The organism is Actinoplanes solisilvae, from assembly GCF_003999975.1.
Taxonomy (GTDB): domain Bacteria; phylum Actinomycetota; class Actinomycetes; order Mycobacteriales; family Micromonosporaceae; genus Actinoplanes; species Actinoplanes solisilvae.
Genome location: NZ_RJAC01000016.1, coordinates 96,195 through 111,880 on the forward strand (window position 1 = coordinate 96,195; position 15,686 = coordinate 111,880).

Below are 15,686 nucleotides of genomic sequence, written 5' to 3' on the forward strand. Positions count from 1 at the left end.
TTGTCGAGGGGCACCGTCGAACTCAAGCGTGGGAGTCGGGCGCACCCCGCGGAAGGGCGATCTCGATCAGGCCGTGGCGGGCCATGATCGCGGTGCGGCGGGCGTGGTTGACCGCGCGGACGCGCCGCCCGACGAGGAACACGTCCAGCAGGGTCCAGACGCCGAGGCCACCGAGAGTGAAGAGCATCGCGATCGAACGGCCGGTGTCACGAGATAGAAGCGGTGGCCGCCGATGATGCCGACAACCAGCCACAGGGCGTACGCGATCCTGGGGTCCTTGCGGACGGAGGCGAACTCGGCCTCGGCGCGCAGCACCCGTATCCGCTCCCAGTCGGGCAGCGCCTCGGGCGAGGGGGAGAGGGCCGGGTTCACGGGAGGCGGCGGCGGCCGGCGAAGCCCAGGTCGGAGCGGTGGTACCAGTCGAGGGACTTGTCGCCTTCGAGCCAGCACAGGTCGACCTCGGCGCCGTCGAGGTCGGAGGGGAAGTCGACCAGCAGCGGCGCGAGGCTCTTGAGCAGCGCGCCCGACTGCTGCACCTGGGTCAACAGTTCGTCGAGCCGCGCGGTGACCGCTTTGAACTCGGGCAGGCCGCCCAGCGTGGTCGGCGGCCCGGCTCCCAGCTCGGCCGCGTCGGCACGTAGCGTCACGATCTCTTCCAGCACCGGGCGTAGACGTTTGAGCTCGTCCCGCGCCTCACTCACCGTGAACAACCCCATGTCGTTGATCCTACGAGGGGCGGCCCGGATGAGGGACCATGGAAACGTGGACCTTCAGGTGGTGGAGCAGGTGGCCGAGCTCGGCGCGTGGGTGGCCGAGGGCGGCGTGGTGGTTCTGAGTGGCGCGGGTCTCTCGACCGATTCCGGCATTCCCGACTATCGCGGCCCGTCCGGGTCGGCCCGTCGCAGCACGCCCATGACCTATCAGACCTTCACCCGCGACCCGATCGCCCGCCGTCGTTATTGGGCCCGGTCGCACCTCGGCTGGCGCACGATCGGTGAGGCCCGCGCCAACGACGGCCACCTGGCCGTGGCTGCCCTGCAACGACAGGACGTGGTCGACGGCATCATCACCCAGAACGTCGACGGCCTGCACCAGTCGGCCGGCGCACGCGACGTGGTCGAGCTGCACGGCAACCTGGCCCGCATCGTCTGCCTCGACTGCGGTGACCTGACGCCGCGTGAAATGCTGACAAAACGCCTCGACGAGGCCAACCCCACCTTTGCCGCGAGCGCCGTCGCGATCAACGCCGACGGCGACGCCGAGCTCGACGACACCGACCTCGACGGGTTCCGGGTGGTCGACTGCGAGGACTGCGGCGGCCTGCTCAAGCCGGATGTCGTCTACTTCGGAGAGACGGTCCCGCCGGAGCGGGTCGCGCGCAGCTTCGAGCTGGTCGAGAACGCCCGCACGCTGCTGGTTCTCGGTTCCTCGTTGACGGTGATGTCCGGGCGCCGCTTTGTGTTGCGGGCGGTGAAGGACGGCGTACGGGTCGCGATCGTCAACCGTGGTGTCACGCGCGGGGAGCCGTACGCGAAGCTCCACATCGATGCCCCATTGGGCATTGTTCTGCCGCACCTGGCCGCCGGGTTGTCCACACCGGTCCACATTTAGGTGGGCGTCGATGGACCGTAATCGCACTGAAACCTAAATAATCGATGGTCACCGTTGACGTGACCGGCCTCACTGGCGTTAACTGCCGAAACCGCTTCCGAAACCGGTTCCGAAATCCCGGCGCAACGAAGCGGTCACACGACGGCACCACCAGTGGAGGACTCGTGCCAATCACCATCGCCGATGTGGCAGCCCGGGCCAAGGTCAGCAAGACGACCGTGTCCCGAGTGCTCAACGGCAAGGGTGAGCTGGACGAATCCACCGCGGCCCGGGTCCGCGCGGTGATCGACGAGCTGGGCTATGTGCCCAGTTCGCGCGCTGTCGGCCTGGCCCGCGGCCGCACCCGGGTGGTCGGCATGCTGGTGCCCTCGCTCACCTGGCCGTGGATCGGCGAGGTGATCCAGGGCGCGGTCGACGTGCTCGAGACCGAGCGGTACGGCCTGCTGCTGTTCACCTGCAACCGCGGCGAGGAATCCATGCGCCAGTTCGGCGCGCAGGTCTCGGCCAAGTCGTTCGACGGCCTGCTCGTCATCGAGCCCGAGGGAACGCTCGACTACATCGCCACGCTGCACCGCCGGGGTCTGCCGGTCGTGCTCATCGACGACCGCGACCAGAACTCCGGCGAGATCCCCAGCGTCGGCACCACCAACCACGACGGGGCCGGCTCGGCCGCCCGCCATCTGCTCGCGATCGGGCGTACGAGGCCCCTGGTCATCTCGGGTCCCGAGCAGTTCGGCTGCACCCAGCAGCGCCAGAACGGTTTCACGTCGGTGTTCGCCGAGGCCGGGCTGGCGATCGACGCCGACCGCCTGCGTCCGGGCGACTTCACCAAGGCCTGCGGTGCCGCCGCCGTGAAAGCAACCATCGAGTCCGGTGTGGAATTCGACTCGGTGTTCGCCCACAACGACCTCGCCGCCATCGGCGCGATGCAGGCGCTGCTCGCCGCCGGCCGCCGCATCCCGCAAGACGTGGCCGTCGTCGGCTTCGACGACATCCCGACCGCGGCGCACACCCAGCCGCCGCTGAGCACCGTGCACCAACCCCTGCGCGAGATGGGTGAGGCGGCGGCTCGCACGCTGCTCGCCCATTTTGAGGGCACACCCCTGCCCAACCGTCCGACCGTCATCCCCACCACCTTCACCGAGCGGCCCTCGACGGTCGCTTAAAACACTACGAATCCGAAGGCGCCGGGCCGCAGTCCGGTGCCGCGATACCGCACGCCCACATTTCGAGGAGATTTTGCGATGCAGAGAAGGAAACTGTTCGCGGTCGCCCTGGCGGGTGCGCTCGCCACGGGCGGTCTGGCCGCGTGCGGCGAGTCGCCCAATGCCGAGAACGCCAACAGCAACGCCAGCAAGTCGGTCGACTTCCTCAAGATCGGCATGCCGAACGGCACGCAGACCGAGAACCACAACCCGTTCGCCGGCACGTCCTCGGCGAACTCGCTCGGCTACAAGTGGATGCTCTACGAGCCGCTGCTGCAGTGGAACCCGGTCAAGCCGGCCGAGCCCGCGATCCCGTGGCTGGCCAGCGGCGTGAAGTGGGCCGACGACTTCAAGTCGGCCGAGGTCACCGTGCGCGACAACGCGACCTGGTCGGACGGCCAGAAGCTGACCGCCGACGACGTGGCCTACACGTTCACCCTGCTCAAGGGCAACGAGGCGCTCAACCAGCACGCGATCCCGTTCGACCAGATCTCGGTCGCCGGCAACGTGGTGAAGGTCAGCTTCAAGTCGCCGCAGTTCGTCAACCAGAACAAGATCATGGCGAGCACCCCGATCGTGCCCAAGCACATCTGGGAGAAGATCGCCGACCCGGCGACCGACATCAACAAGACCCCGGTCGGCAGCGGCCCGTACACGCTGAAGTCCTTCACCCAGGCCGGCGTCACGCTGTCGGTCCGCACCGAGGGCTACTGGCAGGACGCTCCGAAGGTCAAGGAACTGCGGTACGTCTCCTACGCCGACAACAACGCGCAGGGCATCGCGCTGGCCAACGGCGACTCGGAGTGGTCGTTCGTCTTCCTGCCCAACCCGAAGGCGACCTTCATCGACAAGGACCCGGCGCACCACAAGGTGTGGGCGCCCGGCGTGCTCGGCATCCATGGCCTCTATGTCAACACCACGATCAAGCCGTTCGACGACGTGAAGCTGCGTCAGGCGATGAACATGGTGATCAACCGAACCGACATCTTCAACCAGGCCGAGGCCGCCTACTTCCACCCCGAGATCAAGAGCGTTACCGGCCTGCCGCCGGGCGCCGGTGACGCGTTCATCGCCCCGGAGTTCAAGGGCAAGGAGTTCTCGAACGACGTCGCGGGGGCCAAGGCTCTTCTGAGCTCTGCGGGATACAAGCTGAACGGCAAGACGCTGACCGACCCGAGCGGCAAGCCCGTGAAGATCAAGCTCAGCGATCCGGCGCCGTGGTCGGACTACCAGACCTCGCTGGAGATCATCAAGAGCAACTTCGCCGAGATCGGCATCGAGGCGACGGTCGAGAAGCCCAACCAGGACGTCTGGGACAAGAACGTGCAGACGGGCGCCTTCGAGGCCTCGATGCGGTGGACGAACGGCGGCGCCACGCCGTACGACATCTACCAGACCGTCATGGACGGCGACATGCTCAAGCCCATCGGCACCGCCGCCCAGCAGGGCAACTTCGGCCGCTTCAAGAGCCCCGAGGCGACCGCGGCGCTGAAGGCCTACGCGAACGCCACCAGCGACGCCGACCGCACCACGGCCATGAACAAGATCCAGAAGATCTTCGTGGAGCAGGCGCCGATGTTCCCGGTCGGCGCGGACAACGTGGGCGCCGCCTACAGCGACAAGAACTGGACCGGTTGGCCGACCGACGCCGACCCGTACTCCGGCGGACAGCCGACCCAGCCGTACGTGTCGCTGATCATCAGCAAGCTGAAGCCCGCCAACTCCTGATTCGTGGTCGCTCCCGCCCGTGCCGCCGGGCGGGAGCGGCCCCTTTTAAAAGAGGTCCATCAATGACCCAGGACGCGAAGGCGCGCGCCGGCGAGGTGGTGCTCGAGGCGATCGGCCTGACCAAGCACTTTCCCGTACGCCGAGGGCTGCGCAAGCTGTTCTCCAAGGAACGCCCGGCCGTGCACGCCGTCGACGACGTGCGGCTCACCCTGCGGCGCGGCCAGGTGGTCGCGCTCGTCGGCGAGTCGGGCTCGGGCAAGAGCACCGTGGCCCGCCTGCTCGCCCAGCTCTACCCGCGCACGGACGGCGACATCCGGTTGCACGGCGAGTCCACGACGGTCAAGGGCGGCGGTGCGTTCCGGGCGTACGCGGCCCGCGTCCAGATGATCTTCCAGGACCCGTTCGCGTCCCTGAATCCCGTGCACACGATCCGCTATCACCTGACCCGCTCGCTGAAGATCCACCACAATGCGGGCAAGACCGACGCCGACCTCGAGAACGCGCTGCACGAACTGCTCACCCAGGTCAGCCTCACCCCGCCCGAGCGCTACCTCGACAAGTTCCCGCACGAGCTCTCCGGCGGCCAGCGCCAGCGTGTCGCGATCGCCCGCGCGCTCGGCGCCCGGCCCGAGGCCCTGCTGGCCGACGAGCCGGTGTCCATGCTGGACGTCTCGATCCGCCTCGGCGTGCTCAACCTGCTGCGCGACCTGAAGGAACGCCTCAACCTGGCGATCCTCTACATCACCCACGACATCGCCTCGGCGCGCTACTTCGCCGACGAGACCCTGGTGATGTACGCGGGCCGGATGGTCGAGGGCGGCGACAGCGAGACCGTGACGCAGACGCCGGCCCACCCGTACACCCGGCTGTTGATCGATTCCGCCCCCGATCCCGATCGGCTGGCCGGCGACGCCGACCCGCTCGACGAGGACCGCGGCAACGGCGAGCCGCCGAGCCTGATCAACCCGCCGAGCGGCTGCCGCTTCCACCCGCGCTGCCCGTCGGCGATGCCGCGCTGCTCCACCGACCTGCCGGTCCGGCTGGAGATCGGCGACGTCCCCGGTCACTGGGCGGCGTGCTGGCTGTACGACGCGAAGGCAGAGGTCCCGGCGTGAAGTACTTTCTGCAACGCATCGCGTTCTACCTGTTCACCGCGTGGGCCGCGATCACGCTGAACTTCTTCATCCCCCGGCTGGTCCCCGGCGATCCGGTGCAGTCGCTGATCGCCAAGTTCCGCGGCCAGCTCAGCTCCGAGGCGATCAACTCGCTCTACGTCCTGTTCGGACTCGACGACGACCGCAGCCTCTGGTCGCAGTACATCGACTACTGGGGGCAGCTCTTCCGCGGCGACCTCGGGCTGTCGTTCACGTTCTTCCCGGCCCCGGTCTCCCAGGTGATCGGCGACGCGCTGCCCTGGACGATCCTGCTGGTCGGCGTCACCACGATCATCAGCTTCCTGCTCGGCACCAGTCTCGGCGTGGTCGCCGGGTGGCGTCGCGGCTCGTGGGCCGACGGCCTGCTGCCGGTCACCACGTTCTTCTCGTCGGTGCCCTACTTCTGGCTCGGCATCATCGCGATCTACCTGCTCGCCGGGCCGGACAGCTTCTTCCCGTCCTCCGGCGGCTTCGACTCGGGCCTGATCCCGGCCTGGGACCAGTACTTCATCCCCAGCGCCATCCAGCACAGCCTGCTCCCGGCGCTGACGATCCTGATCTCGTCGGTCAGCGGCTGGATCCTGAGCATGCGCAACATGATGGTGACGGTGTCGTCCGAGGACTACATCACCGTCGCGCACGCCAAGGGCCTGTCCGAGCGGCGGGTCGCGGTGGGCTACGCGGCGCGCAACGCGTTGCTGCCCAACGTCTCCGGCTTCGCGCTCTCGCTGGGCTTCATCGTCGGCGGCACGCTGCTGGTCGAGATCGTCTTCTCGTACCCCGGCCTCGGCTTCATCCTGCTGCAGGCGCTCGGGGCCAAGGACTACCCGCTCATGCAGGGCATCTTCCTGATCATCACGATCTCGGTACTGGTCGCGAACCTGCTGGCCGACGTCGCCTACATGCTCCTCGACCCGCGCACCCGCAAGGAGGGCTAAGTCGATGACCATCCCGACCTCGAGCATCGAGCAGGTCATCCCCGGCCAGGGCTCGATGGCCCAGCCCGAGAGCGTCCGTCCCGGCAAGGCCAAACGGCAGCGCTTCCTGTTCCTGCGCAACGGCAAGGCCGCCACCGGCCTGGTCATCCTGGGCGTCTACGTCGTCCTCGCGATCATCGGCCCGTGGATCACCCCGTACGACCCCAGCGCGCGCGGCAACGACCTGGTGCAACCGCCGTCGGCCGACCACTGGTTCGGCACCACCCACCTCGGGCAGGACGTCTTCAGCCAGGTGCTCGAGGGCACCCAGAGCGTCATGTTCGTCGGCTTCCTGGCCGGCACGATCGCGACCGTGCTGTCGGTGCTGATCGGCGTCACGGCCGGTTACCTCGGCGGCAAGGCCGACGACACGCTCTCCGCGCTGTCCAACGTCTTCCTGGTCATCCCGGCCGTCCCGCTGATGATCATCATTACGTCGATTCTCGAGAATGCCAGCGACACCCTGATCGCCCTGATCATCGGCCTGACGTCGTGGTCGTGGAACGCGCGGGTGCTGCGCGCGCAGACCCTCTCGCTGCGGCGGCGCGACTACGTCGAGGCCGCCCGCGCGACCGGCGAGAAGACCTGGCGCATCGTCATCTTCGAACTGCTGCCCAACCTCACCGCGGTGATCGCGTCCGGCTTCGTCGGCACGGTGATCTTCGCGGTCCTGTCCGAGATCACGCTGGCGTTCATCGGCATCACGTCGAACTCGGGCTGGAACTGGGGCACGATCCTCTTCTGGGCGCAGGGCCAGCAGGCGCTCGGCCAGGGCGCGTGGTGGTGGTTCGTCCCGGCCGGCCTGGCGATCGCCTTCCTCGGCACCGCCCTCTCGCTGATCAACTTCGGGATCGACGAATTCGTCAGCCCCCGGCTGCGCAGCGCGGGCAAGACCAAGCTCAAGACAGCCTCCGGCGGCACCGTACGGATGAGGATCGGCTTCACCCCCGTGCTGTCCAACTCGGCCGAGCCGCACACACACGCCCGCCCTCTGCCGCGAGAGGCGGTCAAGTAGATGGAACCCGTCCTCGAGATTCGCAACCTCAACGTCGACTACGGGCTGGGTGACAAGGCCGTGCACGCGGTCCGCGACGTCAACCTCACCCTGCACCGCGGCGAGGTCCTGGGCCTGGCCGGCGAGAGCGGCTCCGGCAAATCGACCCTGGCGTACGGCCTGACCCGGCTGCTCGCCCCACCCGGGGTGATCACGGGCGGCGAGGTCGTCTACCACCCCGAGAGGAGCCCCGCGTACGACGTCCTGCGCCTGACGGACAACGAATTGCGGGCCTTCCGCTGGGCCGAGACGGCGATCGTCTTCCAGGGGGCGATGAACTCGCTCAACCCCGTACACAAGATCTCGACGCAGTTGACCGATGTGCTCAGGGCCCACGAGCCGAAGATGAGCGAACACAGCCGCAACGCCCGTGCGCGCGAGATGCTCAAGGTCGTCGGCATCTCGCCCGACCGCATGGAGGCGTACCCGCATCAGCTCTCCGGCGGCATGCGGCAACGCGTCATGATCGGGATGGCGCTGATCCTGCAACCGCAGGTCGTGATCATGGACGAGCCGACCACGGCGCTCGACGTGGTGATGCAGCGGCAGATCCTCGGACAGCTCATCGAGCTGCGCGAACGGCTCGGCTTCTCGGTCATCTTCATCACGCACGACCTGTCGCTGCTGGTCGAGTTCTCCAACCGGATCGCGATCATGTACGGCGGCCGGATCGTCGAGGAGGCGCCCGCCTCGACGATCTACCGCGACGCGCTCCACCCGTACTCGAAGGGTCTGCTGGGCTCCTTCCCGGCCCTGCGCGGACCGCGGCGCGAACTGGCGGGCATCCCCGGATCGCCGCCCGACCTGGCCGGCATGCCCAGCGGCTGCTCGTTCCACCCGCGCTGCCCCAAGGCGTTCGACCCGTGCTCGGCCAACATCCCGGTGCTCGGCCGCCCAGGCACCCCCGACGGATCCGTACGGTCCGTCGCGTGCTGGCTGCACCCCGTACCTGCTGGAGAAGAATGAACCCCACCATCACCTCGCACGTTCCGCTCGCCACCGGCCTGCCGCCGAGCTTTCTCTGGGGCGTCGCGACCGCGTCGTACCAGATCGAAGGCGCCGCCGCCGAGGACGGCCGCACACCGTCCATCTGGGACACGTTCGCCCGTGTGCCCGGCGCCGTGGCGAACGGCGACAACGGCGATGTGGCGTGCGACCACTACCACCGCATGCCGCAGGACGTGGCGCTGATGAAGAGCCTCGGCGTCGACAGCTACCGGTTCTCGGTGGCCTGGCCGCGTGTGCAGCCGGGCGGTCGCGGCCCGGTCAACGAGGCCGGTCTGGGCTTCTACGAGAGGCTCGTCGACGAACTGCTCTCGCAGGGCATCGCCCCCTGGGCCACGCTCTACCACTGGGACCTGCCGCAGGAACTCGAGGACGCGGGTGGCTGGCCCGCGCGGGACACGGCCTACCGGTTCGCCGACTACGCGGCGCTGGTTTTCGAACGGCTGCAGGACCGCGTCGACACGTTCACGACGCTGAACGAGCCGTGGTGCTCGGCCTACCTGGGCTACAACATCGGCGTGCACGCGCCCGGCCGCAAAGACTTCGACGCGTCCCTGGCCGCCACCCACCACCTGCTGCTGGGCCACGGGTTGGCGGTGCGACAGATGCGTTCCTCGGAGACCCGGCCCCACACGTACGGCATCACGCTGAACCTGGGCACGGCCGACCCTCTCGGCGACACGGCGGAGGACCACGACGCCGCCCGCCGCGCCGACGGGATGGGATTGCGGCTCTACCTCGACCCGCTGCGCCGCGGCTCCTACCCGGCTGACGTCGTGGCGGACCTGGCCGCCCGCGGTTCGGCCCTGCCCGTACTCTCCGGCGACCTGGACGTCATCTCCACCCCGTTCGACGTGCTCGGCGTCAACTTCTACTTCGGACAGGACTTCGCCGGCACCGATCTTGAAGGCAACACGCACGACGCGTCAGGCGAACCGGTCGTACGGGCCGTCGCGCCGGACACTCCCCGCACGGCGATGGACTGGCCGATCACGCCCTCACGCTTCACCAAGTTGCTGGTGCGGCTCCACCACGACTATCCCGGGCTGCCCATGGTGATCACCGAGAACGGCGCCGCCTTCGACGACTCGCCGGACTCCACCGGCTTCGTGGCCGACGACGACCGCACGGCCTATCTCGCCTCGCACATCGCCGCCGTAGCCGCCGCCCGCGACCAGGGCGCCGACGTGCGCGGCTATTTCGCCTGGTCCCTGCTCGACAACTTCGAGTGGGCCGAGGGCTACGCGAAACGGTTCGGCATCGTCCACGTCGACTACGAGACCCAGCAGCGCACCCCGAAACAGAGCGCCCTCTGGTTCCGCGACACGATCGCCGCCCTACGCTGAACCCCGTTACGTGAGGACGCCGGCGCGGCGGTTGACGTCGCGCCGGCCAAACTCTGGGCCAGGCATGCGAATTCTTCTGGATCCTCCGCGCTCCGCCGGGCCGGTCACCCTGGGCATGGAGTACGCCAAGGCGACCGAGCTTCTCCGAGATCTGTCCGGCTATCGGCCGCCCGGCCCCGATTCCCGGGTGAGCGCCGGCTACTTCCACTACAAGTCGGGCCTGACGATCTCGATCAGCCGCGATCACGCCGGGCTGGTCGACGCGGTCGAGATCTACCGGCCTGTCCAGGAGTTGCCGGTCCTGTTCGCGGGCATCCCGCTCTTCGGCGTGCCCGCCGACGAGGTGATCAGCAGGCTGGCCGCGGTGACCCGGGTGGAGCTGGAGGACGACGGCGCTTTCGCGGTCGCGCCGGATCTGCTGCTCGCGCTGTGGCGCCCGGGCGTGCCGGATGATCCTGGAGACCTCGAGGGCAGGTTCTTCCAGTCCGCGCTGGTGGCCGCACCGGGTTACTACGATCCGCGACCCGACCGCATCGCCGAGGTCCCGCCGCCGACTCCGCCCGAGCGGGCAACGCTTTTCTGAGCTACGGCTCGGGGTGGCCGACGGGCCACGCTGAGACCGAACCACGACGTCGGCCCGCCTGGAGAGCCTCGGTAACCACTCGATCAGCGCGACTGGCCCCGACGGCTGCCCGAGATCCTCTAGCGCCGGGCCCGCTGCCTCGGCGTGAAGATGAGGATCGGCTCGGCTGCTTCCGGCAGGCCGCCCTCGGCCAGCAGGTGGGCGATCGGCAGCGTCGCCGCGCCCATGGCCACCGCGTCGACGCCCAGTTCGCAAACGGTGATTCTTGTTTGGGCGTAGGGGCGTCGCAGCGCGTGCCGGGCCGCGGCGGCTCGGATGTCGGCCAGGAAGCGGGCGCCCAGGACGGAACCCGTGTCGCCGCCGAGCACGATGCGTTCAGGGCTGAACAGGTTGATCAGGTCGCCCAGCCCGGCGCCCAGATAGCCGGCCGTCCGCTCGAAAACCTGCACGGCGGCGGGCGGCAACTCCCGCGTCGCCAGCAGCCGGGGGAGAAGCTCCGCGGAGTACGGCTCCCCGATCGCGGCCGCGAGTCGCCGGCCGATGCGCTCCGCGCCGATGTACGCCTCCAGGCAGCCCCGCGCCCCGCACCGGCACTCGTCCCCGTCGTAGATCAGGGTCGTGTGCCCCCACTCGCCGGCGTTGCTGTTCGCGCCCCGGTAGTAGCCGCGCCCGTCCATGACCACGGCCGCGCCCACGCCCGTACCCATCATGACGATGACCGCGTGCCGGGCGCCGCGGCCCGCGCCGAACCACATCTCGGCCTGGCCCTGCGTCTTCGCGCCGTTCTCGACGAAGATCGGCACCTCGGTCCCGGCCCGCAGCATGTCGCTCAGCGGCACCGAGTCCCACCCGGTCGACTGCGAGTCGACCACCCCGTCCTGACCGACCACGCCGGGCACCCCGACGCCGAAGCCGAGCACGTCGGCCGGGGAGACGCCGGCGTCGTCGACGACCGTACGCAGGCCGGACAGCAGCCGGTCGGCGACCTGCTCGGGACGGTCGTCGTGGTCGAGCGTCACCGCGGCCAGCCGGGACATCTCCAGGTCGTAGAGCTCGACGAGCACGCGGGTCTCGGCCACGTCGGCGCCGACCACGTAACGGAAGCCGGGCCGCACCCGCAGCAGAACGCGCGGGCGCCCGCCGTCCGAGCCGACCAGGCCGGCCTCCTCGACCAGACCCTCCTCGATCATCTCGCCGATCAGGTTGCTGACACTGGCCTGGCTCAGCGCGGTGCTGGCCGCGAGCTGCTGCCGACTCTGCAGACCGCCGTGGAACAGGTCGGTGAGCAGGCCGGACCGGTTCGCCCGCCGGACGTCCCGCACCGTCGTACGCCTGGTGTCCAAGCCGTTGCTCCCGCCTGTCGACGTTGCCGAACTGTCATCCAACCGCGCCGGGCCGAAAATGGTAAGCCGCCGGTATCGACGTCGGCATATCGTGCCCGAGTGACCGACTATCGCGACCTCAACCGGGCGAACTGGGATGACCGGGCGGCCGCCCACGCGGCCTCACCGACGTATGCCGTGGACCGTTTCGCCGCCGACCCCGCGTTCCTCAGCGATACGGTGCGGTTCGACCTGCCCCGGCTCGGCGACCTCTCCGGCCTGCGCGGCGTGCACCTGCAGTGCCACATCGGCACCGACACGGTGTCGCTGTCGCGGCTCGGTGCCACGATGACCGGGCTCGACTTCTCGGAACGCTCGCTCGAACAGGCCCGCCACGTCGCCGAAGTGGCCGGGGCCGACGTACGTTTTGTGCAGTCGGATGTGTACGACGCGGTGGCCGCGGTGGGGGACGGCTACGACCTCGTCTACACCGGAGTGGGCGCGCTGTGCTGGCTGCCCGACGTCGGCCGCTGGGCTCGCACGGTGGCGGCCCTGCTCAGGCCGGGTGGGCGGCTGTTCATCCGCGAGGGGCATCCGGTGCTGTGGGCGCTCGACTATGACCGCAAGGACGGGGTCGTCGCGCTCGAATACCCGTACTTCGAAACCGACGAGCCGACGATCTGGGACGAGGGCGGAACCTACGTCGAGACCGATGTGGAGTTCACCCACAACCGCACGGCCGAGTGGAACCACGGCCTCGGCGAGATCGTGACGGCCGTACTGGAAGCGGGGTTGACCCTGACCGGTCTGGTCGAGCACACGAGCGTGCCGTGGGAGGCTCTCGAGGGCGGCCAGATGGCGGACATCGGGAACGGCGAATATCAACTCGTCGACCGGCCGAACCGGTTGCCGCACACGTACACCCTGCAAGCGGTCAAGGCTTGAACGATGCCGCGCCCCCGCGGACCCTTGCGATCAAGCCTCCCGTTTAGAGACTGAACTGATCGGGGTATCGGTGGGCATCCCCACGGCATAGGAGGCCCCCGATGCGAGCCGGTTCGATCGGCGGTTTGATTCTTATCATCTGGCTCGTCCTCGGTGGCGTCGCCGCCTACGAGCGCGGCTATTTCTCCGACACGAGCAACACGAGTTGTGCCGAGTTCGGCACGATCGCGGTCACCACTCTGGCCGGCCCGCTGAACTGGGTCGGCGTGAACCCGAAGATCAAGTGCGACATCCCGGAGCCCAGCAAGTAGGCACCGCGGGTTCGGCGGCGCCCGGCTTCGGCCAGGCGCCGCTTCTCTTTGTCGATCACCCGTTCGAGGGATTCGGGACGAGATGGCCGTAACTCGGATGAGCCATGCGCGTTTCCGGGCGAAAAGGTAAGTTGGTCCGTGTGACGGCCGTGGCGCGAGTGTTCCCCCGAGACTGGGACGGGCACCGCTTCCTGCGCTTTCTCACCGGTCTGGCCCTGCTGGCCCTGGCTCTCGCCCCTCTTCGCACCCCGGCTCGCGTCAGCCTGCCGGTGGTCGTTTTCGCCGTCGCGGTGATCGCTGTGCTCACCGGCGTCGTGCTCCGCGTCCGGGCCGGTCGCGGCCCGCCCACGCTCTGATCCCATCACCCCCTTCAAGCGTCGTTCCCGGCCTGTGAGGTTGCGTTGGAATCCGTCGTGCAGAGCTTCTTCGTCTCCCTGCCCCAGGCCGCCGTGTTGTGGCTGGTCATCCTGGTCGCCATCGCGGTCTCGGCCGCCCTGGTCGCCTGGCCGCCCAAGGCTCCCGTACGCCCCCTGACCGAGGCGCAGGCCGACGCGTTCCGCTTCGCCGGCGAGGTCGCCGTGGCGGCCGAGCGCGCCGCGGCCACCGCCGTCCGCCGTCGCGACGAGTGGGCCGCCGCCCAGCGCGAGTCCGACGCCGCCTGGCTGGCCTTCGACGAGGCCGACCGCCGGGCCCGCGAGACCGAGCTGGCCGCGCCTTTCCCGCTGATGAGCCGCCGCCGCAAGCCGGGTGAGAACGCCGACCGCGAGCGCTACCTGCACCGCGCGGCGACCGCCGCCTGCCGCCAGCGGGATCTCTCGATCGTGCAGCTCAACGACGTGCTGGCGCATCGCGGCTGGAATCCGCGCCTGCATCCGGTGGTGCAGGAAAGGCTGCTGCGCTCCGCGGCCCGCGCGCATCGCCAGGCCCAGTTCGAGAAGGCCCGCGAACGTGAGCTGGCCACCTGGCACGAATCCGAGCTGGCCGCCGAGGCGCTGCGTACCCTGCGGGCCGAGGCCGCGGCGGCACTGGTGCGGGCCGGGGTGATCGGGCAACCGGTGGCGGATGAACAGTGGTTCGCCGATCAGTGGACGACGACCGAGCTCCCGGCGATGGTGAAGGCGGCCGCCTGAATGTCGCCTGTGGATCGCATACCGTTCGCCCGCGGTTGTCAGGCTGTCCGGGTACCGTACCGGGCAGGATGACCGCCGATATCAGGAGATCAGGGGGCCAGGAAGTGGCAGCAACTCCGGCGGGCGGGCACCCTTCCGCGATCCGGATGCACCGGGCCGCGAGGGTGGAGGACGCCCTCCACGACATCATCGAACGCCGCCTGCGCAACCGGGGCTGGCAGCCCGTGATCACCGCCTACACGGGCTACGGCGCGCCCGGCTGGGCCCGGGTGATGGCCCGCGTGGTGCTCTCCCGGGCCAACCCGTCCCGCAAGAAGCTCGAGAAGCTGCGCGGCTGGCGGAGCTTCACCAACTCACCGGTGAACAACGCCATCGTGAAGATCCAGATCGGCGACACGATCACCGAGACCCGCACCGACCGCAGCGGCTACGTGGACACCCGCGTCAAGGGCGACCTCGAGCCCGGCTGGGGCAAGGTGCGGCTGTTCACCGAGGGCGCCGAACCGGCCGAGGCCCCGATCCGGGTGGTCGATCCCGAGGCCCGCTTCGGTCTCATCTCCGACATCGACGACACGGTCATGGTCACCGCCCTGCCGCGTCCGCTGCTCGCCGCGTGGAACACGTTCGTGCTCGACGAGCACGCCCGCATGGCCGTGCCCGGCATGGCCGTCCTCTACGAACGGCTGGTCACGGCCAACGCGGGCGCCCCGGTCTTCTACCTGTCGACCGGCGCCTGGAACGTCGCGCCCACCCTGACCCGGTTCCTGTCCCGCCACCTCTACCCGGCCGGCCCGCTGCTGCTCACCGACTGGGGGCCCACCCCCGACCGCTGGTTCCGCAGCGGCCAGGAACACAAGCGCAACACCCTGCAGCGGCTGTCGCGGGAGTTCCCGCACATCCGCTGGCTGCTGGTGGGCGACGACGGACAGCACGACCAGGAGATCTACTCCGAGTTCGCCCACGCCCACCCGGAAAACGTGGCCGCGGTGGCGATCCGGCGGCTGTCGCCGACCCAGTCGGTGCTGGCCGGCGCCATCCCGGGCCCGTCCGGCTCGCCCGAGGCGGTCGGTTCCGGCGGCAAGACCTGGTTCTCCGCGCCCGACGGGGCAGGATTGTGGTCGCTACTCCGCGATACTGATGTCGTCTGAACCGGCGGCGGCGGCCTCGGCCACCCGCTGGTGCAGGCGTTCGCGAATCTCGTCGGGCGTGTACTGCCGGCGTTTCCGCTCGGCCCGCGCGACGACGACTCCGGTTGCCGCGACCCCAGCCAGCCCGGCCAATCCCACTACCTTCCACCAACGCATCACTTGAGGAT

Annotated in this window: 18 protein-coding genes; 14 read left to right on the forward strand and 4 right to left on the reverse strand. The window is 69.2% G+C overall.

Annotation, left to right across the window (positions count from 1 at the left end; genetic code table 11):
- Positions 1 to 22 precede the first annotated feature (22 nt).
- Both EER30_RS48945 and EER30_RS31580 read right to left on the reverse strand, forming a co-directional pair.
- Positions 23 to 187 (reverse strand): hypothetical protein, encoded by a 165-nt coding sequence (locus EER30_RS48945; RefSeq protein WP_240670418.1) that lies wholly within the window; start codon positions 185 to 187, stop codon positions 23 to 25.
- Positions 188 to 368: 181 nt separating this feature from the next.
- Positions 369 to 716: a DUF2203 domain-containing protein gene (locus EER30_RS31580; RefSeq protein ID WP_127504302.1), complete on the reverse strand. Its 348-nt coding sequence runs from the start codon at positions 714 to 716 to the stop codon at positions 369 to 371.
- 28 nt (positions 717 to 744) lie between these two features.
- Here EER30_RS31580 and EER30_RS31585 point away from each other — a divergent pair, with 28 nt between their 5' ends.
- The 9 genes from EER30_RS31585 (at position 745) to EER30_RS31625 (ending at position 10,663) form a co-directional block, all read left to right on the forward strand.
- On the forward strand, positions 745 to 1,611 hold the full coding sequence (locus EER30_RS31585; protein WP_127504303.1) for an NAD-dependent protein deacetylase: 867 nt from the start codon (positions 745 to 747) through the stop codon (positions 1,609 to 1,611).
- Positions 1,612 to 1,775: 164 nt separating this feature from the next.
- Entirely contained in the window at positions 1,776 to 2,777 is a 1,002-nt protein-coding gene (locus EER30_RS31590; protein ID WP_127504304.1) for a LacI family DNA-binding transcriptional regulator, read from the forward strand.
- 78 nt (positions 2,778 to 2,855) lie between these two features.
- Entirely contained in the window at positions 2,856 to 4,544 is a 1,689-nt protein-coding gene (locus tag EER30_RS31595; protein WP_127504305.1) for an ABC transporter substrate-binding protein, read from the forward strand.
- 62 nt (positions 4,545 to 4,606) lie between these two features.
- On the forward strand, positions 4,607 to 5,659 hold the full coding sequence (locus EER30_RS31600; RefSeq protein ID WP_127504306.1) for an ABC transporter ATP-binding protein: 1,053 nt from the start codon (positions 4,607 to 4,609) through the stop codon (positions 5,657 to 5,659).
- Entirely contained in the window at positions 5,656 to 6,636 is a 981-nt protein-coding gene (locus tag EER30_RS31605; protein ID WP_127504307.1) for an ABC transporter permease, read from the forward strand. The genes EER30_RS31600 and EER30_RS31605 overlap by 4 nt, the downstream gene beginning before the upstream one ends.
- Before the next feature lie 4 nt (positions 6,637 to 6,640).
- Positions 6,641 to 7,690 (forward strand): ABC transporter permease, encoded by a 1,050-nt coding sequence (locus tag EER30_RS31610; RefSeq protein ID WP_127504308.1) that lies wholly within the window; start codon positions 6,641 to 6,643, stop codon positions 7,688 to 7,690.
- Positions 7,691 to 8,695: an ABC transporter ATP-binding protein gene (locus tag EER30_RS31615; RefSeq protein ID WP_127504309.1), complete on the forward strand. Its 1,005-nt coding sequence runs from the start codon at positions 7,691 to 7,693 to the stop codon at positions 8,693 to 8,695.
- Positions 8,692 to 10,080, forward strand: coding sequence for a GH1 family beta-glucosidase (locus EER30_RS31620; RefSeq protein ID WP_127504310.1), 1,389 nt, complete (start codon positions 8,692 to 8,694; stop codon positions 10,078 to 10,080). Before EER30_RS31615 ends, EER30_RS31620 begins: the two co-directional genes overlap by 4 nt.
- A 64-nt stretch (positions 10,081 to 10,144) precedes the next feature.
- Positions 10,145 to 10,663: a hypothetical protein gene (locus tag EER30_RS31625; protein ID WP_127504311.1), complete on the forward strand. Its 519-nt coding sequence runs from the start codon at positions 10,145 to 10,147 to the stop codon at positions 10,661 to 10,663.
- 119 nt (positions 10,664 to 10,782) lie between these two features.
- Here the strand turns inward: EER30_RS31625 and EER30_RS31630 are convergent, their stop codons facing one another.
- Positions 10,783 to 12,006, reverse strand: a complete 1,224-nt coding sequence (locus EER30_RS31630; protein WP_127504312.1) for an ROK family protein — start codon at positions 12,004 to 12,006, stop codon at positions 10,783 to 10,785.
- 99 nt (positions 12,007 to 12,105) lie between these two features.
- Between EER30_RS31630 and EER30_RS31635 the strand changes: the two genes are divergently transcribed.
- The 5 genes from EER30_RS31635 (at position 12,106) to EER30_RS31655 (ending at position 15,519) form a co-directional block, all read left to right on the forward strand.
- Complete coding sequence (locus EER30_RS31635) at positions 12,106 to 12,930, forward strand: class I SAM-dependent methyltransferase (protein ID WP_127504313.1); 825 nt, start codon at positions 12,106 to 12,108, stop codon at positions 12,928 to 12,930.
- A 101-nt stretch (positions 12,931 to 13,031) separates the two neighbouring features.
- On the forward strand, positions 13,032 to 13,241 hold the full coding sequence (locus EER30_RS31640; protein WP_127504314.1) for a hypothetical protein: 210 nt from the start codon (positions 13,032 to 13,034) through the stop codon (positions 13,239 to 13,241).
- A gap of 140 nt (positions 13,242 to 13,381) precedes the next feature.
- Positions 13,382 to 13,597, forward strand: a complete 216-nt coding sequence (locus EER30_RS31645) for a hypothetical protein (protein ID WP_127504315.1) — start codon at positions 13,382 to 13,384, stop codon at positions 13,595 to 13,597.
- Between the two features lie 45 nt (positions 13,598 to 13,642).
- Entirely contained in the window at positions 13,643 to 14,371 is a 729-nt protein-coding gene (locus EER30_RS31650; protein WP_127504316.1) for a hypothetical protein, read from the forward strand.
- Positions 14,372 to 14,439: 68 nt separating this feature from the next.
- Entirely contained in the window at positions 14,440 to 15,519 is a 1,080-nt protein-coding gene (locus tag EER30_RS31655; RefSeq protein WP_127504317.1) for an App1 family protein phosphatidate phosphatase, read from the forward strand.
- On the opposite strand, the gene EER30_RS31660 is transcribed toward EER30_RS31655, so the two are convergent.
- Positions 15,493 to 15,675 (reverse strand): hypothetical protein, encoded by a 183-nt coding sequence (locus tag EER30_RS31660; protein ID WP_127504318.1) that lies wholly within the window; start codon positions 15,673 to 15,675, stop codon positions 15,493 to 15,495. The two genes, EER30_RS31655 and EER30_RS31660, sit on opposite strands and share 27 nt — an antisense overlap.
- Positions 15,676 to 15,686: the final 11 nt, after the last annotated feature.

Excerpts from the sequence above, each read along its gene's own strand:
- EER30_RS31600 (WP_127504306.1), top strand. The coding sequence starts at position 4,607 with ATGACCCAGGACGCGAAGGCGCGCGCCGGCGAGGTGGTGCTCGAGGCG.
- EER30_RS31655 (WP_127504317.1), top strand. The coding sequence starts at position 14,440 with ATGACCGCCGATATCAGGAGATCAGGGGGCCAGGAAGTGGCAGCAACT.
- EER30_RS31660 (WP_127504318.1), bottom strand. The coding sequence starts at position 15,675 with ATGCGTTGGTGGAAGGTAGTGGGATTGGCCGGGCTGGCTGGGGTCGCG.
- EER30_RS48945 (WP_240670418.1), bottom strand. The coding sequence starts at position 187 with ATGCTCTTCACTCTCGGTGGCCTCGGCGTCTGGACCCTGCTGGACGTG.
- EER30_RS31595 (WP_127504305.1), top strand. The coding sequence starts at position 2,856 with ATGCAGAGAAGGAAACTGTTCGCGGTCGCCCTGGCGGGTGCGCTCGCC.
- EER30_RS31620 (WP_127504310.1), top strand. The coding sequence starts at position 8,692 with ATGAACCCCACCATCACCTCGCACGTTCCGCTCGCCACCGGCCTGCCG.
- EER30_RS31610 (WP_127504308.1), top strand. The coding sequence starts at position 6,641 with ATGACCATCCCGACCTCGAGCATCGAGCAGGTCATCCCCGGCCAGGGC.
- EER30_RS31615 (WP_127504309.1), top strand. The coding sequence starts at position 7,691 with ATGGAACCCGTCCTCGAGATTCGCAACCTCAACGTCGACTACGGGCTG.
- EER30_RS31580 (WP_127504302.1), bottom strand. The coding sequence starts at position 716 with ATGGGGTTGTTCACGGTGAGTGAGGCGCGGGACGAGCTCAAACGTCTA.
- EER30_RS31640 (WP_127504314.1), top strand. The coding sequence starts at position 13,032 with ATGCGAGCCGGTTCGATCGGCGGTTTGATTCTTATCATCTGGCTCGTC.
- EER30_RS31585 (WP_127504303.1), top strand. The coding sequence starts at position 745 with ATGAGGGACCATGGAAACGTGGACCTTCAGGTGGTGGAGCAGGTGGCC.
- EER30_RS31625 (WP_127504311.1), top strand. The coding sequence starts at position 10,145 with ATGCGAATTCTTCTGGATCCTCCGCGCTCCGCCGGGCCGGTCACCCTG.